This window comes from Bradyrhizobium sp. LjRoot220, from assembly GCF_964252915.1.
Lineage (GTDB): Bacteria > Pseudomonadota > Alphaproteobacteria > Rhizobiales > Xanthobacteraceae > Bradyrhizobium.
Window position 1 is genome coordinate 720,975 of sequence record NZ_CAXUPS020000001.1, and the last position, 22,686, is coordinate 743,660.

Here is a 22,686-nt window from a genome sequence, read left to right on the forward strand (position 1 = left end):
GTTAGTTTTTCGGCCAGAACGGCTGGGACAGCGCCAGTTGCGGCGGGAATACCGTGACCGGTACGCCGGACTGCCACTGCACGATGGTCATGCCGGCGCCGACGCGGCGGCCCTTTCCGTCGAACTTGATTTCGCCGAGCGGATAGTATTTCGAGGGACCCGCATCCATCGACCGCAGCGCGTCGGCGACCGCAACGCGATCCGCCTTGCCGGCCTTCTCGAGCGCGTCCTTGATCACCCACATATCGCCATAGGTGGAGATCGCGTTCTGCGTCATCCAGGGCTCCTTGTAGCGGCTCTTGAGTTCGGCGATCAGCGCCTCGTGCCCCTTCGCGCCCCAGCTGGCGACGCAGGTGAGCAAGCCCTGCAGCAATTCCGGACTTACGGTCTGCAGCATATCGGGCTCGGCAATCGCGATGCCGAACGAGATGGTTGGAATCTTTCCTTGTCCGAGGCCGAACTCGTTCATCTTCTCGAGCAGCAGCTTGGCGTCGGAAATCACGGTCGGCAGGAAGAACAGCAGGTCAGGTTTTGCCGACCGGATTTTCTGAACCAGCGGGGTGGCGTCGGCGAGCGGCGGCGTAAAGGTTTCATCGACGATCAGCTGCAGCCCGTTTTCGGCGAGCAGGCCGTCGCGCATCGCCTTTGCCGAGGAGATCGACGCTGCGGTGTTGTCGGTGATGATCGCGACCGTTTTGGGCTTCTTGCCGGAGGCGGTTTCAGCAAGCTTCACGATCTGCGGTAAAGCCTGCTTTGCCTGCGACCCCGCCGTAGCCGAGGTCTGGAAGACATATTTGAAGCCGCGGTCGGTAATCAGGTCGGAGTAGGAGAGGGTGAGGACCGGCAGATTAGCCCGCTCCGTGACCTCGGTGACCGCCAGCGTGAATGAACTCAAATAGGAGCCGCTCGCCGCCACCAGGTCGGGCTCTTGGGCGACCATGCGCTGCGCCGCGTTCTTGGCCTTCTCGGTGGTGTCGCCGGAATCGAGCACGACGAGCTTGAGTTTGGCGCCGCCGAGCGACTTGATGCCGCCCTGCGCATTGATGTGTTCCACGCCCATCTCGGCGCCGTGGCGCATCACGGCTCCCGGGCGCGCATAGAGGCCCGAGATCGGCACCAGCAATCCGACTTTCACTTCGGACACTTGTTGTGCCCATAGAGGGGACGAGATCAGACCGGCGGATGCGCCGGCGAGTAAACTACGCCGTGTCAGTGCAGATCGGGTATTCCTTGTCATGACAATTCCTTCCTGAAATCCTTGTTGACGACATGATGGTCAAGACTTTTTCGGCCAGAACGGAGACGATTGAGCGAGGTCGGAGGGATAGACGGTGACCGGTACGCCGTTTTGCCACTGCACGATCACCACACCGGCACCGACACGTCGGCCCTTTTCGTCGAACTTCAGCTGGCCGCCGGGATAATATTTCGCGGGCCCGCCATCCATGGTGCGGAAGGCGTCGGCGACGGCGAGGCGGTTGGCCTTCCCGGCCTTTTCAAGCGCGGCCTTCATCAGCCACATGTCGCCGTAGGTCGAGATGACGTTCTGCGTTGCCCAGGGTTCTTTGTACTTGGCCTTGAGCTCGGCGATGATGTCCTCGTGTCCCTTGCAGCCCCAGTTGGCGACGATGGTCATGATACCCTGGACGACCTCCGGGGTGACGCTTTGCAGCATGTCCGGTTCGGCAATGGTGATGCTGAAGGACACGGTCGGAATCTTGCCCTGACCGAGGCCGAACTCGTTGATCTTCTCCAGGCCAAGTTTGGCGTCGGACACAGCATTGGGCATGAACAGCAGCAGGTCAGGCCTGGCCGACCTGACCTTCTGGATCAGCGGCGTGGCGTCGGAAAGCGGTGGTGTCCATACTTCCTCGACCACCAGCTGAAGGCCTTCCTGCGCGACAAGTTTCTCTTTCAGCGCCTTGGCGGTCGCTACCGAGGTCGCCGTATTGTCCATCAGCATCGCTACCGTCTTCGGCCGCTTGCCGGCGGCTTTTTCCGCAAGCTTCATCAGCTCGGGCAGACCGAGTTGCGACTGTACGCTGGCGGGCGCTGCGGTCTGGAAAATGAACTTGAAGCCGCGATCGGTCAGCAGGTCCGAGTAAGATAGCGTCAGGACAGGCAGTTCGGCGCGTTCGGTGACCTCGGTCACCGCCAGCGTGAACGAGCTGAGATAGGAGCCGGTCGCGGCAACCAGATCGGCCTCCTGGGCCACCATGCGCTGCGCCGCGTTCTTGGCTTTTTCCGTGGTGTCGCCGCAATCGATCACGACCAGTTTCATCTTCGCGCCGCCGAGCGATTTGATGCCGCCTTGCGCGTTGATGTGCTCGATGCCCATCTCGGCGCCCATGCGCATCACCTGGCCCGGGCGGGTATAGATGCCGGACAACGGCACGATCAGGCCGACCTTGACCTCGGTCGGCTGCTGCGCACGTGCCATCGTCGAAAGGCCGATGGCTGCCGCACCCGACAGCACGGTTCGCCGCGTCAGCGACGTCTTCGAGATCTTGTTGCCCTCAATCTTGTCATGGCCCATTTTCGTTCTCCCAATGGTGTTGTTGTTGGTTACATGCCGAGATAGGCTTTGCGGATACGGTCGTCCGCCCGCAAGGTTTGGTTGTTGCCTTCGAGTGCGACGCGGCCGGCCTCGAGTACGTAGCCGTGGTCAGCGGATTCAAGCGCTTCCGCTACGCGCTGTTCGACCAGCAGGATCGTCAGATTCGACTGCCGGCGGATTTCGATCAGCCGTTCGAAGATGAAATCCGCGATGGTGGGCGCAAGACCCATCGAAGGTTCATCCAGCATCAGTAGTTTGGGCGAGCCCGCGAGGCCGCGGCCGATCGCCAGCATCTGCTGCTGTCCGCCCGAGAGCGTGCCCGCGAACTGGCCGCGGCGCTCGGCCAGGATCGGCAGCCATTCGAAGATGCGCTCGATATTGTGTTTCCAGTCGCGCTGGCCGGCCTCGGTCATCGCGCCCATTTCGAGGTTTTCCATCACCGTGAGCGAGGGAAAAACCTGACGGCCTTCCGGAACGTGAGCGATGCCGAGATGCGCGCGTTGCGCGGGCCGGATCGACAGCAGATCGTGATCCCCGAAGGTGATCGTTCCCGCGCTCGGGCGCACGATTCCGGAAATCGTCTTGAACAGCGTGGTCTTGCCGGCGCCGTTCGGCCCGACGATCGCGACGAACTGGCCTTCGTCGACCTTGATCGAGACGCCGTTCAACACGGGGATCGCGGAATACCCGGCGGTAAGGCCTTCAATGCGGAGCATGGGCCATCCATTTTTTGCCGAGATAAGCCTCGATGACGCGGCTGTCGCGGGTGACCGCTTCGGGTTCGCCCTCGACGATCACGGCGCCGTGGTCGAGCACCAGGAAACTGTCGACCAGGCGGACCATCGCCTGCATCGTGTGTTCGATGATCGCGATCGTCATGCCGTCGCGGGCAAGGCGCTGAATCACCGCGACGACCTCATCCGCCTCATCGTGTCCGAGGCCTGCGAGCGTTTCGTCGAGCAGCAGGATACGTGGCTGTCCGGCCAGCGCGCGGGCGAGTTCCATCAGCCGCAATTCCTTGGTCGTGAGTTCGCCGGCGATGCGCTCAGCGATCCCGGATAGGCCGACGCGGGCAATCGCATCGGCCGCCAGCTTCCTTGCCTCGGCATCGGTCCTGGCGCGGACATAGGCTCCGACCACGACATTGTCCGAGATCGACATGCGCAGGAACGGGCGCATGATCTGGAAGGTGCGGCCGATGCCGGCCTCGCAGAGTTCGTGCGGCTTGCGGCCAGACATCTCGCGTCCGTCGAGCAGAATTTCGCCGGTACCGGGCCGCAGGAATCCGTTCAGCAGGTTGAACAGGGTGGTCTTGCCGGCGCCGTTGGGACCGATGATGCCGAGGATCTCGTTTTGCCGCAGCTTGAAGCTGACATCCTGCACGGCCTTCAACCCGCCAAAGGAGCGCGACAGGTTGCGGACTTCGAGGACGACGTCGCCCGTGCCAGTGGATCGTTTGGCACGCGGTGGTGTCGGTGCGGCGGGGACGGCAACCGGGGCATCCGGCGCGCTGGCTGTTGCCGCAGGTGGCACTGTCGAGCGCTTGCGCAGGAAATCGCGTACTTTCCAGAACAGACCTTCCGGCGCGAGCAGGATGACGCATATGATCGCGAGGCCGTAAATGACCCCCTGAATGCCGGGAAAGCGCGAGCCCGCTTCGGCGTTGAGTGTTTCGGCCAACGGGATCAGGATCACCGATCCGATCACCGGACCCCAGACCGTTCCGACACCGCCGAACATGGCGACCGTCAGCGCCTGTGCCGACACCAGCATGCCGAACACCGATTGTGGGGTCACCACCAGCAACACCACGGCGTAGAAACCGCCAACCGCTCCGGCGATGGCGCCGCTGAGCGTGACGGCACGGAGTTTCCAGGCCAGTGTGTTGATCCCCGCGGCTTCCGCGGCGGCCTCGTTCTGCTTGATCGCAAGCAGCGCCATGCCGAAGCGCGACCGTTCGATCGCGCGCGTCAGCAGGATAGTGCCGAGCATCATCGCCAGCGCCAGCAGCGTGTAGAGACGGTGATCGGCGAACTGCATATAGGCGATCGGATTGTCGCGCTTGATGGGCAGCGTGACTTCCTGCAGGCCGAGCCATTCGAACACGTAGAGAATGGCGAGCGGGTAGGCCAGCATCGCCAGTGCAAAGTAGTGCCCCTGTAGGCGGAATGTCGGAAAGCCGATCAGCAGTCCGGCGATGCCGCCGAGAACGGCGGCGATCGGGATCGTCACCCACGGCGACAGATCGAAATGGATCTGGCTGAGCACGACGGTATAGGCGCCGACGCCAAAGAAGGCGGCATGACCGAACGAGATCAGCCCGGTGTATCCGCTGAGCAGGTTCCAGGACAGGCCGAAGATCGCCCAGACCGGGACCAGCGTCATCACCAGCTGGTAATAGGAATTGGTCACGCTCAGCGACACCGCGGCATAGAGCGCGGTGAAGACAAGGATGGGCAGCAGCGATCGCCATCCGCGCATCATCATCATGTCCTCTCGACCATGCGCCCGAAGAAGCCTTGCGGACGGAAGAAGATGATCAGAAGGAACACGACGAAGATCGCGGCGTTCTGCAATTGCGTCGGCAGGATCAGCGTCGACATCTGCTGGACCAGGCCGATCGTCATGCCGCCCCAGAAGGCGCCGATAATGCTGCCCATGCCGCCAAGCACGACGCCGGCATACATCACGATGACGTATTCGACTCCGACAAAGGGGTGAAAGGGATAATTGGTGGCGAGCAGGCCGCCGGCAATCGCGGTGATGCCGGTACCGATCGCGAAGGCAATGCGGTGTGCGCGGTCGACGTCGATTCCCATATAGGTCGCCGCGGTGGGGTTATCGGCGGCGGCGCGCAGCGATTTACCGATCCGCGACCGCGTGATCATCAGCGTCAGCAGCAGCATCGTCACCAGCGAAACAACCGCGTCTATCCCGCGCGCCTTGTTGATGAAGACGCTGACGTCATAAAACATCGGGCCAAGCTCCCACGCCGAACTCGACAGCGGGGTCCGGATCGAGGCCAGTACCGAGCCGAATACGAGCAAGCCGCCATTCTGCAGGATCAGCGCGATCCCGAGCGTCAGAATGAGCTGGGCATAATGACCCTCGCCCTCGAGCGAGGAGGTGCGCATGCCCGATACGCGCGAGATCAGGGTGAGGTGAACGAAGTAACCGAACACGGCCAGCACCGGGCCGGCCAAGAGGATCGCGACGAACGGTCCGAAGGTGTTGCCGAACGTGGCCTGCACGCCGAGCGCGGTGAAGAAATAGAACGCGGCGTACATGCCGAGCATCATGAAGTCGCCCTGGGCGAAATTGATCACCCGCATGACGCCGAAAATCAGCCCAAGCCCGACGCACATCAGGCCATAGACCGCGCCGATCAGGAGTCCGGCGGACAGTGCTTGCAGGAAGCCTTCCAGCGCCTGGGTCACTGGAAACCTCGCACCGTGAGCGAGGATCCGTGGTTCGGGCCGGCAATCAGTACGGCTGTTTCGGCCATCTCCGGTTTGAACATTGGGCTCCCCATTTTCCGTTTGTCGTTGTCGATCATGATGCTGGCCGCAGTCGTTGCTCGGCCGGTCCGAGCCGGCACTGAGCAGCGATGACGCGGCTGTCTGAAAGCGATGTGCAATTGTCGACCAACTCTTCCAGATGCCGTGCACGCGTGTCGCCGATGACGTCGGAAGCTGCCTGCCGGAAACGCAAGCGGATTTCTTCCGTCGTGGCAGCGATCACGTTGTCGAGGCGGTGATGGATGGTCTTTCCATTGCGCAGGCCAAGGAAGATTTCGGCGCCCTGTTTCGCGGGGAATGCGGCGGTGAGATCCGGCGCGCCTTGCAGATCGGTCCGGGCGACGAACTGGAGTATCCCGGGATCGTCGACGTCGGTGTAATTGTCCTCTTCGAGCGCGCCGCGGGCCAACACGGCAGCAACGCTGAAGGGAATGCTCATCTTGGCCTGCAGCGCGTTGCGAAACGGCCCCTTGGAATCGCAGCCGGGGTAACGCGCCGCCGCTTCGGGAACTCGGATCGCAATGGTCGCGATGTCTTCCGGTGTTCCGAGCTCGCGCGCGGCGCGCAGGGCGGCCTGGGCCGCAGTCTGCGCGAAATTGCAGGCGGGGGCCGGCTTGTTGTAGACGGCCATGATCTCGGGCTGTGGGCGGTCGAACAGACGGATATCGGATGGAGCAGGCCGGCGGCCGAAGGCGGCGAACAAGCCGGCTTCACCTTCAAGGATGGTTTCCGAGGCGAGGGCGCCGGCCTCGGCGAGTTCAATCGCGGCAATGGCGTTGCGCGCCGCAAAACCCGGATGGAAATACATTTCCGAGCCGCCTGCGCGCGGCCATTCGTTCAGGCCGGACGATGTGTTGGCGGCAATGGCCATTGCGCTGGTTGCGGCATCCTCGGTGAGACCGAGCGCATAGCTTCCCGCCAACGCGGCGCCGAGTGGCGCAACAAGACCGGTCGGGCGGTAGAGGCGGGCGAGGTCGGCGGTAAAGAGTGCGCGGCCGATCTGCGCGCCGGTCTCGTAGCCGATGATGGCGGCGGCAAGGAATGTCGCGCCGGAGAGCGGTGTTCGTTCCGACAGTGCGAGCAGGGTTGGCCAGATCACTACGCCATGGTGGCAGATGCTGGCGGCGTGCATGTCTTCGCGCACCAGGCCGTGACCCATGGTGGCGTTAGCGAAGGCCGCGCCGCCCGGTGAGGCAAGGGTGCGGGTGCCGATGACGGTTGCGCCATTTCCGACCTCGCGCGCGATTCCGATCGCCTGGCGGCTCCACGGGTGGTTGCGCGCCTCGAAGGCACAAGAAAGAAAATCGAGCAGGCAGATCTTCGCCTTGGCGATGACGTCAGCGTCGAAACGCCCGGGGTCGACGGCAAGCGCGGTGCGCGTCAGCGCTCGCGCCAACGAAACCTCGCCTGGTCCGGTCGATCCAATCGTCATGGCAATCGCCCCTCGCGCTGGCGGCTTCGGCCTAGCCGCGCATTTCCACGCCGGCCCATTCCTCCAGCACTTTCGCGATCGAGGTGAAGTCGGATGACGCGCCGTATTTGGCGTTGGTAATGGCGAGCATCTGCCGGACCACCGAGCCGCAGACCATCGGGACGCCCATCGCCTCGGCTTCATCGACGCAGAGCCGGACGTCCTTGTAGGAGAGGCCGGTGCTAAATCCGAAATCGAAGGTGCCGGGTAGCACGGCACGGGGAAATTTGTCTTCGGAGGCGCTGTTGCGCCCGCTGCTGGCGTTGATGATGTCGATCAATACCTTGGCGTTGACGCCGCCCTTGACGCCCATCGCCACCGCTTCGGAGGTGATCACCAGCGCCGCCGCTGCCATCAGATTGTTGGCGAGCTTTGCGGTCTGTGCCGTGCCCGGCTTGTCGCCGGTGTAGAACAATTTTCCGAAATGCTTCAGGATCGGCTCGACCCGGTCATAGGTCGGCTTCGGGCAGGACACCATCACGGCGAGCGTGCCGTTCACCGCGCCCTTGATGCCGCCGCTGACCGGCGCATCGACCAGGGTCAGGTTCCGCGGTTCAAATCCCTTCGCGATTAGTTTGGCGGCGCCGGGCCCGGTGGTGGACAGGTCGATCAGCACCGTGGCGCGGTTGCCGGCGACGATTCCATCGGGCCCCAGCGCAACCGCCTTGACAATGTCGGGAGTTGGCAGACTGCACAGCACGATATCGGCGCTCGATGCGACCTCGGAAGGCGATTTCGCAAGCCGTGCGCCGCGCGCCACCAGCGGCTTGGTCGCCTCGCTCTGCGAATCGTAGACGCTCAGCAAATAACCGGCGTCGAGCAGGCGCCCGGCCATCGGTCCGCCCATGCGGCCCGTTCCGACAAAGCCGATTGTTTCCGCTGCCATGGTTCGCTCCCTGTCGCGCCGCAAGCACGGGCGCATTCTTGTTCTTGTCGCGCCGGGTTCCCGGTCGCGTTTCGCCGAATGTCCAGATTGTCAGTCAATCTGTCAAGCATAAGATTTTTGTCGACAGGTCCCGTCGCGCCGGAATAGGGTCGGAAAAACAAGGTCCGAAGGAATTCGCTCAGTGCGGCAAGATGAAGCGCAAGGCGCCGGCACGACATTCGCCGATTTCATTGCCGGCACGATGTGGGCGGATGTCGCCGCGCAAAGTCACCAAGCGAAACGCTCGATCCTGAACTTCTTCGCGACCGCGCTGGGGTCGGCGCATGACCCCGCCGTTACCACGGCGTTGCGTACGTTGTTGCCGTTCAGCGGCGCCGCGACCTCCGCGGTCATTGGTCGTCCGGAACGGCTCGATGCGCTGGCTGCGGCGTTCGTCAACGCGGTTTCGGCCAATCTGCTCGATTTCGACGATACCCATCTGGACACCATCATTCATCCGGCGGCGCCGGTCGCGGCGCCGGTGCTGGCATTGGCGCAGGCGCGGGGATTTTCGGGGCGGGCGGTTCTCACGGCATTCATCCTCGGCGTGGAGGTCGAATGCCGCATCGGCAACGCGGTATCTCCCGGACATTATGCGCGCGGCTGGCACATCACCTCGACTTGCGGGGTGTTCGGTGCGGCCGCGGCCTGCGCGAAACTGCTCGGGCTTTCGGCGGACCAGATTTCAAATGCGATCGGAATTGCCGCCAGCCAGTCAGCCGGGATCGTCGAGAATCTGCCGAGCGCCGCCAAGAATGTCAGCGTCGGCAACGCGGCGCGCAACGGCCTGTTCGCAGCGTTGCTGGCGGCCGAAGGCTATTCCGCATCGCCGCGCGCCATTGAAGGGCCGCTCGGTTGGGCCCGCGCCATGGGGGACGAGCCTGATCTTGGGCGATTGACGGGCAGCCTCGGCAAGACCTGGGAGATCGCGAAGAATACCTACAAGCCTTATCCCGCCGGCATCGTGTTTCATGCGGTGATCGATGGCTGCTTCAATTTGCGGGCGAAGCTGGATGGGCGCATGGATAACGTCGCCTCCATTACCGTGCAGGGCTCGGCGCTGCTGCTGGCGCGCGGCGATCGGCCGGTTCGCAATGAACGCGACGCGCGGGTCAGCATTCATCATTGCGCCGCGTGTGCGCTGCTGCTCGGCGTGGCCGGCGTCACCGAATTCGCGGACGCGACGGTGTTCCGGCCCGACATCGTGTCCTTGCGCCAGAAGGTGCGAGCGGAGCTTGACGCGTCGCTTCCGGACGGTGCCGCCCGTGTCATGATCCGACTGACGTCGGGAGAGACGCTAGCCGAGACCGTGATGGAAGCGAAGGGCAGTCTTGCCGACCCGTTATCGGATCGTGATATCGAAACGAAACTACACGATTGCGCGCGCCTTGGTGCCACCGATTGGGATATCGACCGCATCATCGATGGCATCTGGCGCCTCGACACGCTGGCCGACGTCTCAAGCCTGATGAGCGCGAACGACCGGGCCGACTTGCGCTGAAAAGCAGTTCTCAAACAATGAAAGGAAGCAACGATGACTGAATTGTTCGACAAGGGGCTGAAGGTTCGCAAGGACGTGCTTGGTGAGGACTACGTCAACAAATCCATCGCAGGCGCCGACGAGTTCACCCGGACGATGGCGGAATGGTCGACCGAATATTGCTGGGGCGCACTGTGGACGCGGCCGGGGCTGGACCGCCGCACCCGCAGCATCGTCAATCTGGCGATGCTCGGCGCCTTGGGACGGCCGCATGAGTTGAAGTTGCACGTCAAGGGTGCATTGAAGAACGGCGTCACCAAGGAAGAGATCAAGGAGATCCTGCTTCATGTCGCCGTCTATTGCGGCGTCCCGTCAGGAATCGATGCCTTCCGAAACGCGCGGGAGGCGTTCAAGGAAGTGGAAGGGCAGTGAAGCGCCCGTCGGGGCGGCTTCATCTCCGGTCGTAAGGGGTGAGGGCTGAAGTCGCGGTTTGCCGTTCGGATACCGCGACATTCCCCGTCGAGGGAACATGACTTCATTGGTGTGAAATTCTTCGACGCTCATCCTGGCCCCCTTCCAGCGCCCCGGACTGAACGCTATCAAGAGATCGCTCGGGCGGGAGGTCTCGCGTTCGAAGCCAGCACGAGGTCGCCACATGGCATTTGAACTTTTCGAACTGACGGGCAGGAGGGCGCTCATCACCGGCTCTTCACAAGGCATTGGCTTTGCGCTCGCGCAAGGCCTTGCCGAACATGGCGCGGAGATCGTGCTCAACGGCCGCGACGGGGGCAAGCTTGACGCGGCCGCGGCGAAACTGGCGGCCGCCGGGCACAAGGTATCGGTGGCCGGCTTCGACGTGACGCAGGCACAAGCTGCCAAGGAGGGCGTCGAGGCGATCGAGAAGAGTTCCGGTGCGATCGATATCCTGGTCAATAACGCCGGCATGCAGTTTCGCTCGCCGCTCGAGGATTTTCCGGTCGATAAATGGGAGCAACTGCTCGCCACCAATATTTCGAGCGCGTTTTATGTCGGCCAGGCCGTAGCGCGTCACATGATCGCGCGCGGCCGCGGCAAGATCATCAACATCGCTTCTGTGCAGAGTGAACTGGCGCGACCGGGCATCGCGCCTTACACGGCCACCAAGGGCGCCGTGAAGAACCTGACCCGCGGCATGTGCGCCGATTGGGCGAAATACGGTCTCCAGGTCAATGCGATCGCGCCGGGCTACTTCAAGACCCCGCTCAACCAGGCGCTGGTCGACAATCCGGAATTCTCAAGCTGGCTCGAAAAGCGGACGCCCGCCGCCCGCTGGGGCAATGTCGAGGAATTGGTCGGAGCTGCCGTGTTCCTGTCCGGCAAGGCGTCGTCCTTTGTCAACGGCCATACGCTCTATGTCGATGGCGGGATCACCACCAGCCTTTAGGTTTGCGCTTTCAAGTGCCGGTTGAACTGCCGGATTGCGCGGCATGAGTGTGGAGGCGGGAGGCGGTGTAAAACATCACCGTCTCGCATGCACATGGCCGCTGCTCTTCGAACGATGCAGCAGTTCGATCACTTCCTGATCTGAAGTCTGACCAAACTCACGGTAATGCATGCCGACCGCGTAGAATGGATCGGGCGTCGTCAGACAAATGATTTCGTCGGCTTCCGAACGTAGCTCTGCGAGGGAGTCGCTTGGTGCGACCGGCACTGCGAGTATCAGGCGGCTCGGCTTTGCCTTGGCGAGCGCCTTCAGTACGGCCTTGACAGTTCCGCCGGTAGCAATCCCGTCGTCGACGACGATGGCCGTCCGTCCGGCAATATCGAGCGGCGGTTCGTCGCCCCTGTAGAGGTGGCGACGACGCTCGATTTCGGCCAATTGGCGTGATGTCTCCGCCTTCAGATAGGCGTTGCCCGGCTGGACCGCGCGAACGATCTCGTCATTCAGGACGACTTGCGCGTGGGCGCCGTCTACCACCGCGCCAAGGCCAAGCTCCTCGTGGCCGGGCGCACCGATCTTGCGCACGAGCACGACGTCGAGCGGCGCGTTCAAGGCCTGCGCCACCTCGAATGCGACGGGTGCGCCGCCGCGCGGCAGCGCGAGCACGACCGGCTTCTGGTCCTTGAACTTGATCAGAAGCGGCACCAGCCGTCGTCCGGCCTCGCGCCGATCCGCAAAGACCAAATCGTCTGGTGCGTTTTGCCGTGGCGAGGTCAGGAATCGGCTGAACCATCGCTTGGCGTGCTGCATGACCTGCTCCAGCGTGCCGGGTTCTTCGAAAAGGTGGGTCGCTCCCGGCACGATGACCAGGTCCTTCTCGCAAGAAAGCTGCTCGAAGGCCGAGTGGTTGAGCGGAATCACCGGCCGATCAGCGCCGCCCACGATCAGCAGCGTCGGTGCGCTCACCGCATGCAGTGCTTCGCCCGCGAGATCCGGACGACCGCCGCGCGACACTACGGCCGCGACGTTCTGCCCTTCGGCGGCCGCCACCAAGGCCGCCGCCGCACCCGTACTCGCCCCGAAGTAACCGATCGGCATCGAACTCAGCTCGGGCTGATTGCGTGTCCAGTCCGCGGACTCGGTGAGACGGGACGCCAGCAGCCCGATATCGAACACATTGCGACGGTCCTTCTCTTCTGCGGGCGTGAGAAGATCCAGTAAGAGGGTGGCCAGACCGGCCTCGCGAAGCCCCGCCGCCACCTCGTTGTTGCGCGGGCTCATCCGGCCACTGCCGCTGCCATGGGCGAAGATCACGATGCCGGTTGCAGCTGCGGGCACGCCAAGAATGCCTGCAAGGCGGTGCTGTCCGATCGAGACTTCGCGGTGCTGCTCTGTTGCGGTGGTCATGATCAGAACCCGAACGGATAGGTGTCTGCGGCGCCCTTGCCTGGCACCGCCGCGAGCGCGGTCACCGCCTGCGTCTCTTCAAACCAGACTAATGCGTCGAACTGTTCCGGTAGCACGGCCTCGAAATAATGGCTGAGTAACTCCGTTTCCGGGCGGTACACGACGCCGATTGCCCGTTCAAGCCGCGGTCCCGCCAGGATGTCACGCAGCCCGCTTCGACCGGACGATCGCCAGTCGGTCAATGATCGCGCCAGACTCGTGCGTCGAAACAGGGATTCGTAGCTGTCGTCGCGCGCCGGCCGCACTGACTTGATTTGCATCTCGCCGCCCCAGTCGGAGGCGGCAGCCACCGTCCCGCGGTCGGTGCCGAAGCCGATCAAAACGGCCTCGTCGCCATAGCTATTGCGCGTGAGTTCACCGATATTGAACTCGCCGGCCCAGCCCATCGCAGTCGCGGCGGCGTTGCCGATATGGGAATTGTGCGCCCATACCACGGCTTTGGCCTGCGGCCCGCGCTGCCGCATCACATATTGCAGGGTGTCAAACATGTGCCGGTCGCGCAGATTCCATGATTCCGTCGCGCCCCGATACATGATGCGGTAGTACTGCTCCGCCGCCCGTACGATGCGCGCGTTTTGCGCGGCGTTGAAGAAGGCCTCGCCGTCGTGCCCGACATAGGCCAAGCGATGCTCGAGTAGTTCGCGCAACTGGGCGGCCGCCTCATCCTCGCAGGTGTCCCGGCCGGACAGGACGGCACGGCCATAAAGGGCGGGATCCGACTGCCACGGTGTCAGACAGCTGTACCGCTCACGCGCTGCGCGGGCACGCTCGGGATCGACCCGTTCGAGATAGTCGATCACGGCCGCGATCGAACTGCTGAGGCTGTAGACGTCGAGGCCCCGCAGCTCGACGCGCTGCGCCATCGAGCGCGCGTCGTTATGGATTCGCAGATAATCGATGAATTCCTTTACCTCGATATTGCGCCACATCCAGGTCGGAAAGCGTACGAACGGCGGCTCCTCGGCCGGTCCGGACGGCAGCTGCCGCACCAGGCGATCGAGAGTCGCCGCATCCGGCCAGTCAGCCTCGAGCGCGACGATGTTAAAGTCGTGCCGCTCGATCAGTTGACGCGTGATGGCTGCCCGCGCCCGATAGAATTGCGACGTGCCATGCGTCGATTCGCCGAGCAGAACGATTTTCGCGTTGGCAAACCGGTCAAAATAGGATCCGAAATCATCCCGTTCCGGCGCCGGAAGGTGCTCGCCCGCCCCATGCAGGAGATCGACCACCTCGCGGTCGGTCCGCTCGCGAACACGCTCGGCTGCTGGTGAGAGCGCCATGCCGAGTTCCTTTCGTGGTGGTTCGGCGGTACATCGGCGTTACCGATGTGCGGAACATTCGCCCCACGAGGGGCGATCGGTAAGCCGACAATCGCCGTCGCTCATGAGCGCAACTCATCCCGCTCTCGGACGTTCCTTCGCATCTGCCTGGGAAGCCGATACTCGTCGCAAGGTCCGCGTCCGTATCGGAATCTCGGCGTTTGCAGGAGAGCTGTGACAGGAGGAGATAGTCCGAATGGTTCGTACCCCGAAAGCCAAAAAGCTGGCCAACACCCCCGCCGCGCGACGAACCCCAAAGAGCAAGAAGACGGCTGGTGGCCACGACACGGCGCTGCCGCGGCGGCAAAAGACCCGGGTCAAGGTCCGGCAATCGCGGCTTGCGCGTAAGCAGAGCGAGGCCTGAGGTCGGCCGGGTATCGGATCGTCAGAACGGCCTCACGCCTTTTGGCCTACTTGGAACCGGGCTACGCGCTGAACGTTATCCTCAGCGGATTTTTCTGGCCGGTTATTTATTTCGGACGGTTCAGAGATGACGAGAGTTTATGCCGCGCGTTTCCAGCTGAAGCGCGCGCACGTGGTTTTTCTTCTATGCGCCTGTGTTGTGCTGACCGCGACGGCGGAAGCTCGATCCGGGGAGATTCGTACCCAGCAATCGATCCCTGGCGGCGACCATCATGTCGATCCCGGCGGACTATTGTATCACGGGAATTACTGCGGCTTGGGTAGCCGACCAGGAACCCGGCCCGTTGATGTCTTGGATGCTGCCTGCATGCGTCACGATGCCTGCGGCCGTTTCGATGCCCTTCCGAGCTGCGCTTGCAACGCAAGACTTCAATATGAAGCCGCGGCAATCGCGCGCAATCCCGCAGAGCCGCCGGAGATTCAATTCCTGGCCTCCTTCACGGCGGCCGGTGCGGGCCTGTTGCTGTGTCAGCCACCTTCGCCGGTTTATCAAGATTCCATCAGCCGATCGGCGCGGGGCAATCGGCCGGCAAACGGCTTCTGGGCAACCGATTCATATCGAGCAACTGAACCTCACGTGGAGAGCGCGGGTTCTACGTGATCGAATCCGGCCCTCGCCAAACGTCAGTGGTTGAACCGAGATCTCTGATCTTCAAGGAACCGACCTCCAGGGAACATTTTGGCCGCTAGCAGGGAAAATCGGATGCTGACATCCATACTCGTGCATATCGAACCGGCCGGCATATCGCGCAGTCGCCTCGAATGCGCCGCGCAACTTGCGCGTCGTTTTAACGCCAGGCTAATCGGTATAGCCGCAGGCCAGCCGCGGGCACCTATGGTCGATAGCTACGGCGGCGTTGCCATCGCAGTCGATATGGAGGCGGAAGAGGAGCACGTCCGAACGGAGTTCAGGAACTCGGAGGCTAGCTTCCGGAACTCTCCGGCCGTTAACGGGCTCCAAATTGAATGGCGGTCCGTGATTGGTTTTCCCGAAGATGTACTGGTGCGCGAAAGCCGCGCCGCCGATATCACTGTTCTCGGCCGTGATCCCGCCCGGCTCGGCGTTTTCCGCTCAGCGGACCCTGGCGACGTGCTGATGCGCGCTGGCCGGCCGGTGCTGGTTGTTCCAGAGGGAGCACGAAGCCTGGAGGCGAAGCATATTGTCGTCGCCTGGACAGATACGCGCGAAGCGCGCCGCGCGTGTCTCGATGCGCTGCCGCTGCTTAAGGCTGCGGATGCCGTGTCGGTCATCGAAGTCGTCGATCAATCCGAAATCGGGCCCGCCAAGGCAAGGGTTACCGACGTTGCGACGTTTCTCGGCCGTCATGGCGTCAAGGCAAAGGCGGAGCCATGCGCGTGGGCCGAACGATCGGTGGCGGACTCGCTCATTCTGGCGGCGGAGCAACGTGGTGCCGATCTGATTGTAGCGGGCGCGTATGGACATACGCGATTGCGCGAATGGGTATTTGGCGGCGTCACGGCCGACTTGCTCGCGCGCAGTCCAAAATGTTCCTTCCTCGCGCACTGATATACCCCGGCAGGGTGCAGTCGTGCATTGGAGACAGGCGGTCGCTCCTTGGCGCCGATTCGAAATCAAGCTACGCCGTTGCGTGGACTACGGGCGGCGATCATGGGCCGCGGTGGCGTCGTTCTCGTGCATCGATCGCAGATAGTGCTCGGCGTGCTGAAAATAGTTTTCGGCGGCGATCGGGTCACCTTTCAAGGCTTCGGCGTTGGCCAGCGCCAGATAGCGCTCATAGTTTCTTTGCGCATTCTCAGGCGACCTGGTCGCGACGTTGTTGCGCACAGAGTGCCTGGCTTGGCGCATCTGAGGCTTGCGCAGCATTTTGATGGGACGGCGCGGCTTCACCGCTCCCCTGAATTCAGAAGTGGTTGTCATGTGCATCCTTTGCGTCGCCCGGCCGAAGCCGCGCAACGTTCATTTGAGAAAGTCATTTGGAAGTGTTTGGGGCAGCCGATGAGGCGGGTTCCGGCCTTCGGGAAGTCCAGATCGGCAAAGGCCGAAGCGATCCCTGATCTACTGTTCCAGTACAAATATAGGAAACCAATTCGGCAATTCAAGTTGTCGTAGCCTTTGAGAAGTGCCTGCGTGAAATGCCCGTCGAAGGGCATTTGAAAGAAAGCCAGGAAAACATCTGCTCGGGTAAAACCGAAACGGATTGGAACCTTTGGCTCGGGCGCGGAAAAAATTGTGCTGGCCCCTGGAACGTTAGTCAGGGGAATCCGTTGATTCGTCAGTGAGCGGTCGATGGAATGACAAGCCAAAGCGAGAAGAATGGCAAGTCAAACCAGAGATCAGTTCACAAGCCCCGCCAGATTACGTTGGTAACTGGCGGGGTCCTTGTTTTGCGGAACTTGCAATCATGCTGCATTTTCCCGCACATGAACCCGCCGAGCGGTCGTGCGAGATCATCGACCGCCATCTGGAACTGTAAAGCAAGACCGCGCCCCACTGCGAGCCACGCGGCTGTGTGGCGGAACGATCGGAGGATGAGGATATGGCAGGGCGGCCTTGAAAGTTGGTCGCGGGTCGTTACTGCCAACGTCGAAAGATGACGCTGGCGTTGACGCCTCCGAAGCCGAATCCGTTCGAAATCGCATGCTCCATCGCCATGCGCCTGGGCGCACGAGAGACGAGATCGACGCCTTCCGCGGCCACGTCGCTGTTTTCGAGATTGAGAGTGGGCGGCGCGACCTGGTCGCGTAGCGCGAGGATCGTGAAGATCGCTTCCGCTCCCCCGGCTGCGCCGAGCAGATGACCGGTCGCCGATTTGGTGGCGCTCACGGCAATTTTTCCTTCGCGGCCGAACACGGATTTGATCGCTTCCAGTTCGGAAACGTCGCCAACCGGTGTCGAAGTGGAATGGGCGTTGACATGCTGGATATCGCCGGGCTTGAGGCCGGCCTGCCTCAAGGCGCCTGCCATGGCGCGCCGCGCGCCGTCGCCATCCTCGGGTCCAGACGTGATATGGTAGGCATCGGCGGTCGTGCCGTAACCGACGATTTCGGCGATCGGTTCAGCGCCGCGGCGCAGCGCGTGTTCCAACTCTTCGATAACGAGGATGCCGGCGCCTTCACCCATGACGAAGCCGTCGCGGTCGCGGTCGAAGGGGCGGGACGCGCGCGCCGGCGTTTCGTTGAAACTGCTCGAAAGGGCCCGGGCGGCGGCAAAGCCGCCGAGGCTCACGAGATCGATGCAGGCTTCCGAGCCACCGCAAATCGCAACGTCCGCTTCGTCGGCTCGAATAAGGCGCGCAGCATCGCCGATCGCCTGCACACTGGCGGCGCAAGCGGTGACCGGCGTGCCGATGGGACCCTTGAAACCGTATCGGATGGAGATATGGCCGGCCGCAAGATTGGCGAGAAAGGACGGCACCGTGAACGGCGAGAGACGTCGGACGCCGCGCTGATCGGTGGTGCGAACCGCCTCGACGATCGCGGGAAAGCCTCCGATGCCCGATGCGATCACGGTCGCCGTGCGCTCCAGCGAATGCGCGTCGGAAGGAGTCCACGCCGCTTGTGCAACGGCCTCGGCCGTGGCGACCAGTGCGAACAGGATGAAGCGATCCATCCTCCGCTGATCCTTGGGAGGGACGACCAGATCCGGATCGAACCCTCCAGCCTGATCGTGGGCCTTTGTCGGGACGATTCCAGCGACCCGCGCGGGCAGTACAGCCGCCCATTCGGGAAGCGCGACAAGCCCAGAACGAGCCGCGAGCAGGCGGGACCATGCCAATTCACTGCCGCATCCCAGCGGCGATACCAGTCCCAACCCCGTAACGACAACGCGACGCATAGAGAGATTACCTTTTTGAGTTGGCCATGAACGTCGTTCGGCGCGGATTCAAGATTGGCTCCGAACAGCAATCGATGGCTTGGCGGTCGGCGCAAGGTCGCGACCGGATCACTGCGCCGGTCGAGATCGGCCTGGCCAGTCCGGTTACGCCGGCAATCCCATCTGTTTGCGCAGGCTCTTGTCGAACATCCGTGCGGGGACGAAGCGTCGCAGCATGCTCACCTGCCGCGCCATCTTTCCGCAGGCATACCGCCGGCGGGGCGATGGCGTCGTCGCGGCTTTCACGACCATCTCGGCTACAACCTCGGGACTATCGGCAGTCTTCATAACCTCGCGCATCACCGCGCTGGAGCGCATTCGCGCCGACACGTAGGCGTCCAGGCTCCGATCCGGAAGCACCATGTTTTGTTCGAATGAAGTGCGGGTATAGGCCGGCTCAAGCAAGCAAATTCGAATGCCGAAGGTCCGCACCTCATGGTCGAGGGACTCCGAATAGCCTTCGAGCGCATGCTTTGTGGCGGAATAGAGCGCCGAGAATGGGGCAGGTATCAGGCCAAGGATCGAGCTTATATTGATGATCCGTCCCGCCTTTTGTCGGCGCATGGTCGGGAGGACGGCGTTGGTCGTGCGGATCACTCCGAAAAGATTTACGTCGAACAGCGCCTGGGCTTGGTCCACCGAAGATTCTTCAGCACCGGCGAGCAGGCCGGTCCCCGCGTTGTTCACGAGAACGTCGATCCTTCCTGTCGTATCGAGCACCTTGTCGACGGCTGTCTGAACCGATGTGTCGTCTGTCACATCACAGGTAACCATCGTAATCCCATCGAGGGTGCCCGCGACGACGCGCCGGCTGGTGCCGAACACGCGGAATCCGGCCTGGTGCAGCGCCTTTGCGGAGGCCTGCCCGATTCCCGATGATACGCCGGTCACGATCGCCACTTTGCCGTCTCGTTTCATAAAAGGCTCCTCGGTGGAATTGATCAGCGCCGCGCATCCGAGCGGTGTAAGGTCCGCTACGGCAATAACACCCAACTATTTGTTACGGGCGTTTTTCCGAATATCTGGTCGCCGGCTTTCCCGACTGCATGAGCCCACGGCTCAATGCAATGCGAGCGTCCTCAAAGCCGGTCCAGAGCGATGCATTCTCTAACGACGGAAGGCAGACGAGCTCGCCCTGGTCCAACGCCCGCAGAGCGGTATCGACCAACTGCTCCGCGGACATGAAGAGTTCGTTGGGGAAGGGGGCTGCAGCAAGACCGGATGCTTCAAAAAACTCGGTGCGAACCGGACCGGGAAGTACCGCCTGGAGAATGACGCTTGTCTTGGCAAGCTCCATCTGGAGCGAGCGCGTGAAATTCAGAACATATGCCTTGGAACCGGAATAGCCCGCGCCGGAGGGCGTCGGCATCACCGCGATCATGGAGGCGATGTTGATGATCGTACCGGAATTGCGTCGCAGGAAGCCCGGCAGGACGGCATGAGTCAGTCGCGTCAGTGCCAGGATATTGATTTTTATCAGGTTCTCCAGTGCGTCCGCAGTCACCTTCGAGGTCGGCCCAAGTGCGCCCAGGCCGGCATTGTTGATCAGGACGTCGACGTCCTCTCGCTCGGTTAGTAGCGCTTCAATGCGCAACAGGTCCTTCGCATCCGCGAGGTTGGCAATCACGATCTCGACCCTGCGCTTCGCCTTGACTTCGATTCTCCTGGCAACGTCCTCCAGTCGGTCTCGACGGCGGGCGACGAGAATCAAGTCGTAGCCGCGTTCCGCCATTCGCTCGGCATAAGCAACGCCAATTCCCGACGACGCACCGGTGACGACTGCAAAACGGTGACGGTTGCTCATTTCAATCCAGGGCTCCAATAATCGACATGAATCTAGGCCGGTTCTTGAATCGGGTATGGCACCGGCTTGTTTTGCTCGAGCCACAGCTTCTCATATTCTGAATTTGGCGGTGGCGCGGGCATGCCTTGAACCTGCCAGAGATCAAAAGGTGTTTCGTCGATGTGGATTTCCCAATCCCTGCCGCGATCCTTGATGTAGGGCGCGAGCGCCTTTTCAACCCAGCCCATCCATTTGGCTTTTAGTTTCTTGGCGTCAGGCGGGAATGATCGCGCGATGTGATCTACCCAGATGCGAACGAAATTGTGCGCCGGCTCGCCGCCCATGTAGAACGACTCCGGCGCGACCTCTTGAAACACGACGATGACGTAGAACTTTGGAAGCGCGCGATAAAGCTCGGTAATGCGCTGTGACAGGGCGCGCTTGTCTTCAGCGTTGAAGGCGCCAACCGGATGATAGATCTTCCAAAATGGCATTTTTCCTCCTGAATCCCTGGGATGTCACGGCATCACAATAATGATTGTCATCATTATTAAACGGTGTTGTCAATCATTAATGATGATGTGTATCATTGTTGTGAACTGGGCGTTTCGGAGATTGATCGTGCGAATTACCGAGAATCAGGCAGAGAAAAATCGGCAAAGGGTTATCGCCAAGGCCTCGAAGCTTTTTCGCGAAGGTGGTTTCGACGGCATTTCGGTCAACGACCTGATGAAGGCAGCGGGCTTCTCGCATGGTGGCTTCTACAATCACTTCGAATCGAAAGACGCGTTAGCGGGCGAGGCACTCGATTACGCCTTCCGGCAGATGGATGGCGTGCGGGAGGGAATGCCGACCCTGGATGAATTCATTACGTCGTATCTGTCGGAGGAGGCCCGGAACGCGCCCGGCTCGACGTGCCCGGCCGCTGCGCTGGCAGGCGAGGTAGCGCGACGGCCGGATGACATAAAATGCGTATTTGCGGAAGGCGTTGAACGAATGATCGCTTCGATCGCAAATTTGCTGCCCAAGGCGCCGTCCGCGCGCGACGAGGCGGTGGATGTGGTTTGCCGTATGCTCGGCGCGTTAGTCCTGGCCAGAGCGATGCCGGCATCGAGCAGCCTCGGCCGCGAACTGCTCGCGACCGCAACAGAGCGGTGCCGGAAAAGCGCGATGACCTCAAACAGGCCGCGACGGGGCCAGAGTAGTCCAAGACGTCAGGGCTGATGCTTCGTCACCAGGTCGATCGCCATTCCCCGCGTAGCCGATCTTGATCCATCGCCGCTGATGGCAGCTAAGCGGCCATTCGCAGCAGATCGATGATCTCCGCTTCTGTTTTGAAAGGCCTCGGATTGGCCTGTACGAAGCGATGATTGATTGCGATCTTGCTGATCTGATCGAACTTGTCTTCACTGATGCCGACATCAGCGAGGCGCCCGGGTAGTCCAAGTCTGTTGGTGAATGCCGCAAAGGCGTCTGCGGCGTCGCCACCCGGGGCGCCAAGCGCCGTAGCCAAACGCTTCTGCGCCTCCTCGGTGAATGGTTTGTTATAGCGCAGAAGGCTCGGCATGATGACAGGTGTGCAGTAGTAATGGGGAACGTCGAAGGTGCCTCCAAGCACATGGCCAATGCCGTGGCTTGCTCCCATCGGGACGCGCGCCTGTAGGCCGTAAGCCGCGAGCCATGAGCCGTATTGAGATAGTCGACGGGCCTCCAGGTCATCAGGTTGCTGCAAGGTCTGGAGCATTCCTTCACGCAGAATGCGGATGCCCGCCAGGACGACTTCGTCAGCCAACGGGGTGCCGGCAGGCGAGCATAACGCTTCGATACCGTGATCCATTGAGCGCGTTCCTGATCCCATCCAAAGTTTTGATGGCGTTTGAAGGGTGAGGGCAGGGTCGAGAATAATCGCCAGAGGCATCATTTGGGGATGGAAGAAGATCTGTTTCAACTTACGGCGCTCGTCCGTAACGAGCGCTGCTGCATTGTATTCGCCACCATTTAGAGTCGATGGTACCGCGATCTGTCGGACCGTGGGCGAAAGGAACGGGGAGAAGTTTACGCCCGGGCCCATGGGAAACGGATCGAAGCCCGCTTCATCGTGGATATCATGTTCCATTGCCATGATGACTATCTTGGCGAGATCGATAGCAGAACCTCCCCCAACAGCCACGATTAGATCAGCTTCTGCGTCATTCGCTTGACGGGCCACCTCGGCAGCTTGCTTGCGCGTCGTATGCTGCGCAATTCCATCAAAGGTCGCCACGTGCTTGTCGCCAAGAGCACGACGAATCTTCTCGATCTCATCGGTCTTGGTGTTCAAGGTTCGACTGACGATGAGGAAAACGCGTTTAGCATTCAGTCGCGCCACCTCATCTTTCAAAGACTCAGCCGCAGCTTTGCCATAAACGACACGATCGATTGCTGGAAAATTATGGATCCCGGATTTGCGCATTTCTTGTCCTCCACG

At 61.9% G+C, this 22,686-nt stretch carries 22 protein-coding genes; 7 read left to right on the forward strand and 15 right to left on the reverse strand.

Translation table 11 applies throughout. From position 1 onward, the window contains the following. Nucleotide 1: 1 nt before the first annotated feature. The 7 genes from ACSQ84_RS02870 to ACSQ84_RS02900 form a co-directional block, all read right to left on the reverse strand. A complete protein-coding gene (locus ACSQ84_RS02870; protein WP_436210130.1) occupies nt 2-1,237 on the reverse strand; it encodes an ABC transporter substrate-binding protein in 1,236 nt (411 codons plus the stop codon). A gap of 39 nt (nt 1,238-1,276) precedes the next feature. Then, the gene (locus tag ACSQ84_RS02875) at nt 1,277-2,536 is read right to left on the reverse strand and encodes an ABC transporter substrate-binding protein (protein ID WP_436210131.1); all 1,260 of its coding nucleotides are present in this window, start codon (nt 2,534-2,536) and stop codon (nt 1,277-1,279) included. Nucleotides 2,537-2,565: 29 nt separating this feature from the next. After that, a complete protein-coding gene (locus ACSQ84_RS02880) occupies nt 2,566-3,273 on the reverse strand; it encodes an ABC transporter ATP-binding protein (protein WP_436210132.1) in 708 nt (235 codons plus the stop codon). Further along, nucleotides 3,260-5,044 (reverse strand): branched-chain amino acid ABC transporter ATP-binding protein/permease, encoded by a 1,785-nt coding sequence (locus tag ACSQ84_RS02885; RefSeq protein ID WP_436211157.1) that lies wholly within the window; start codon nt 5,042-5,044, stop codon nt 3,260-3,262. Before ACSQ84_RS02885 ends, ACSQ84_RS02880 begins: the two co-directional genes overlap by 14 nt. Then, complete coding sequence (locus ACSQ84_RS02890) at nt 5,044-5,982, reverse strand: branched-chain amino acid ABC transporter permease (RefSeq protein ID WP_436211158.1); 939 nt, start codon at nt 5,980-5,982, stop codon at nt 5,044-5,046. The genes ACSQ84_RS02885 and ACSQ84_RS02890 overlap by 1 nt, the downstream gene beginning before the upstream one ends. A gap of 127 nt (nt 5,983-6,109) precedes the next feature. After that, nucleotides 6,110-7,507: an MmgE/PrpD family protein gene (locus ACSQ84_RS02895; protein ID WP_436210133.1), complete on the reverse strand. Its 1,398-nt coding sequence runs from the start codon at nt 7,505-7,507 to the stop codon at nt 6,110-6,112. Between the two features lie 31 nt (nt 7,508-7,538). Beyond that, the gene (locus ACSQ84_RS02900; protein ID WP_436210134.1) at nt 7,539-8,432 is read right to left on the reverse strand and encodes an NAD(P)-dependent oxidoreductase; all 894 of its coding nucleotides are present in this window, start codon (nt 8,430-8,432) and stop codon (nt 7,539-7,541) included. Between the two features lie 181 nt (nt 8,433-8,613). Between ACSQ84_RS02900 and ACSQ84_RS02905 the strand changes: the two genes are divergently transcribed. The 3 genes from ACSQ84_RS02905 (at nt 8,614) to ACSQ84_RS02915 (ending at nt 11,374) form a co-directional block, all read left to right on the forward strand. After that, complete coding sequence (locus ACSQ84_RS02905) at nt 8,614-9,972, forward strand: MmgE/PrpD family protein (protein WP_436210135.1); 1,359 nt, start codon at nt 8,614-8,616, stop codon at nt 9,970-9,972. Between the two features lie 33 nt (nt 9,973-10,005). Continuing rightward, nucleotides 10,006-10,383 (forward strand): carboxymuconolactone decarboxylase family protein, encoded by a 378-nt coding sequence (locus ACSQ84_RS02910; protein ID WP_436210136.1) that lies wholly within the window; start codon nt 10,006-10,008, stop codon nt 10,381-10,383. Nucleotides 10,384-10,606: 223 nt separating this feature from the next. Then, a complete protein-coding gene (locus tag ACSQ84_RS02915; RefSeq protein WP_436210137.1) occupies nt 10,607-11,374 on the forward strand; it encodes an SDR family oxidoreductase in 768 nt (255 codons plus the stop codon). Nucleotides 11,375-11,449: 75 nt separating this feature from the next. On the opposite strand, the gene ACSQ84_RS02920 is transcribed toward ACSQ84_RS02915, so the two are convergent. Both ACSQ84_RS02920 and ACSQ84_RS02925 read right to left on the reverse strand, forming a co-directional pair. Then, entirely contained in the window at nt 11,450-12,709 is a 1,260-nt protein-coding gene (locus ACSQ84_RS02920; protein WP_436210138.1) for a phosphoribosyltransferase family protein, read from the reverse strand. A 71-nt stretch (nt 12,710-12,780) separates the two neighbouring features. Beyond that, nucleotides 12,781-14,118 carry an erythromycin esterase family protein gene (locus ACSQ84_RS02925; RefSeq protein WP_436210139.1) on the reverse strand — a complete coding sequence of 446 codons (1,338 nt, stop codon included), beginning with the start codon at nt 14,116-14,118 and terminating at the stop codon, nt 12,781-12,783. 235 nt (nt 14,119-14,353) lie between these two features. On the opposite strand from ACSQ84_RS02925, the gene ACSQ84_RS02930 reads away from it, so the two are divergent. The 3 genes from ACSQ84_RS02930 (at nt 14,354) to ACSQ84_RS02940 (ending at nt 16,108) form a co-directional block, all read left to right on the forward strand. Continuing rightward, entirely contained in the window at nt 14,354-14,521 is a 168-nt protein-coding gene (locus tag ACSQ84_RS02930) for a hypothetical protein (protein ID WP_436210140.1), read from the forward strand. A 126-nt stretch (nt 14,522-14,647) separates the two neighbouring features. Continuing rightward, complete coding sequence (locus tag ACSQ84_RS02935) at nt 14,648-15,181, forward strand: hypothetical protein (RefSeq protein WP_436210141.1); 534 nt, start codon at nt 14,648-14,650, stop codon at nt 15,179-15,181. Between the two features lie 102 nt (nt 15,182-15,283). Next, a complete protein-coding gene (locus ACSQ84_RS02940; RefSeq protein ID WP_436210142.1) occupies nt 15,284-16,108 on the forward strand; it encodes a universal stress protein in 825 nt (274 codons plus the stop codon). Between the two features lie 87 nt (nt 16,109-16,195). Here the strand turns inward: ACSQ84_RS02940 and ACSQ84_RS02945 are convergent, their stop codons facing one another. The 5 genes from ACSQ84_RS02945 to ACSQ84_RS02965 form a co-directional block, all read right to left on the reverse strand. Beyond that, entirely contained in the window at nt 16,196-16,486 is a 291-nt protein-coding gene (locus ACSQ84_RS02945) for a DUF4167 domain-containing protein (RefSeq protein WP_436211159.1), read from the reverse strand. A gap of 648 nt (nt 16,487-17,134) precedes the next feature. Further along, nucleotides 17,135-18,397, reverse strand: coding sequence for a beta-ketoacyl-ACP synthase II (gene fabF / locus ACSQ84_RS02950; protein WP_436210143.1), 1,263 nt, complete (start codon nt 18,395-18,397; stop codon nt 17,135-17,137). Between the two features lie 144 nt (nt 18,398-18,541). Continuing rightward, a complete protein-coding gene (locus ACSQ84_RS02955; RefSeq protein ID WP_436210144.1) occupies nt 18,542-19,354 on the reverse strand; it encodes an oxidoreductase in 813 nt (270 codons plus the stop codon). Between the two features lie 82 nt (nt 19,355-19,436). Next, complete coding sequence (locus ACSQ84_RS02960; protein ID WP_436210145.1) at nt 19,437-20,240, reverse strand: SDR family NAD(P)-dependent oxidoreductase; 804 nt, start codon at nt 20,238-20,240, stop codon at nt 19,437-19,439. Nucleotides 20,241-20,272: 32 nt separating this feature from the next. Beyond that, complete coding sequence (locus ACSQ84_RS02965) at nt 20,273-20,713, reverse strand: tautomerase family protein (RefSeq protein WP_436210146.1); 441 nt, start codon at nt 20,711-20,713, stop codon at nt 20,273-20,275. Nucleotides 20,714-20,753: 40 nt separating this feature from the next. On the opposite strand from ACSQ84_RS02965, the gene ACSQ84_RS02970 reads away from it, so the two are divergent. Next, nucleotides 20,754-21,443: a TetR/AcrR family transcriptional regulator gene (locus tag ACSQ84_RS02970; RefSeq protein WP_436210147.1), complete on the forward strand. Its 690-nt coding sequence runs from the start codon at nt 20,754-20,756 to the stop codon at nt 21,441-21,443. A 67-nt stretch (nt 21,444-21,510) separates the two neighbouring features. On the opposite strand, the gene ACSQ84_RS02975 is transcribed toward ACSQ84_RS02970, so the two are convergent. Continuing rightward, nucleotides 21,511-22,671: an iron-containing alcohol dehydrogenase gene (locus ACSQ84_RS02975; protein ID WP_436210148.1), complete on the reverse strand. Its 1,161-nt coding sequence runs from the start codon at nt 22,669-22,671 to the stop codon at nt 21,511-21,513. Nucleotides 22,672-22,686 lie beyond the last annotated feature (15 nt).

Bases quoted from the DNA above. Each gene is read 5' to 3' on its own strand.
- ACSQ84_RS02870 (WP_436210130.1), bottom strand. From the start codon at position 1,237: ATGACAAGGAATACCCGATCTGCACTGACACGGCGTAGTTTACTCGCC.
- ACSQ84_RS02875 (WP_436210131.1), bottom strand. From the start codon at position 2,536: ATGGGCCATGACAAGATTGAGGGCAACAAGATCTCGAAGACGTCGCTG.
- ACSQ84_RS02880 (WP_436210132.1), bottom strand. From the start codon at position 3,273: ATGCTCCGCATTGAAGGCCTTACCGCCGGGTATTCCGCGATCCCCGTG.
- ACSQ84_RS02885 (WP_436211157.1), bottom strand. From the start codon at position 5,044: ATGATGATGCGCGGATGGCGATCGCTGCTGCCCATCCTTGTCTTCACC.
- ACSQ84_RS02895 (WP_436210133.1), bottom strand. From the start codon at position 7,507: ATGACGATTGGATCGACCGGACCAGGCGAGGTTTCGTTGGCGCGAGCG.
- ACSQ84_RS02900 (WP_436210134.1), bottom strand. From the start codon at position 8,432: ATGGCAGCGGAAACAATCGGCTTTGTCGGAACGGGCCGCATGGGCGGA.
- ACSQ84_RS02910 (WP_436210136.1), top strand. From the start codon at position 10,006: ATGACTGAATTGTTCGACAAGGGGCTGAAGGTTCGCAAGGACGTGCTT.
- ACSQ84_RS02915 (WP_436210137.1), top strand. From the start codon at position 10,607: ATGGCATTTGAACTTTTCGAACTGACGGGCAGGAGGGCGCTCATCACC.
- ACSQ84_RS02925 (WP_436210139.1), bottom strand. From the start codon at position 14,118: ATGGCGCTCTCACCAGCAGCCGAGCGTGTTCGCGAGCGGACCGACCGC.
- ACSQ84_RS02930 (WP_436210140.1), top strand. From the start codon at position 14,354: ATGGTTCGTACCCCGAAAGCCAAAAAGCTGGCCAACACCCCCGCCGCG.
- ACSQ84_RS02935 (WP_436210141.1), top strand. From the start codon at position 14,648: ATGACGAGAGTTTATGCCGCGCGTTTCCAGCTGAAGCGCGCGCACGTG.
- ACSQ84_RS02940 (WP_436210142.1), top strand. From the start codon at position 15,284: ATGCTGACATCCATACTCGTGCATATCGAACCGGCCGGCATATCGCGC.
- ACSQ84_RS02945 (WP_436211159.1), bottom strand. From the start codon at position 16,486: ATGCACATGACAACCACTTCTGAATTCAGGGGAGCGGTGAAGCCGCGC.
- fabF (WP_436210143.1), bottom strand. From the start codon at position 18,397: ATGCGTCGCGTTGTCGTTACGGGGTTGGGACTGGTATCGCCGCTGGGA.
- ACSQ84_RS02955 (WP_436210144.1), bottom strand. From the start codon at position 19,354: ATGAAACGAGACGGCAAAGTGGCGATCGTGACCGGCGTATCATCGGGA.
- ACSQ84_RS02960 (WP_436210145.1), bottom strand. From the start codon at position 20,240: ATGAGCAACCGTCACCGTTTTGCAGTCGTCACCGGTGCGTCGTCGGGA.
- ACSQ84_RS02965 (WP_436210146.1), bottom strand. From the start codon at position 20,713: ATGCCATTTTGGAAGATCTATCATCCGGTTGGCGCCTTCAACGCTGAA.
- ACSQ84_RS02970 (WP_436210147.1), top strand. From the start codon at position 20,754: ATGATTGTCATCATTATTAAACGGTGTTGTCAATCATTAATGATGATG.
- ACSQ84_RS02975 (WP_436210148.1), bottom strand. From the start codon at position 22,671: ATGCGCAAATCCGGGATCCATAATTTTCCAGCAATCGATCGTGTCGTT.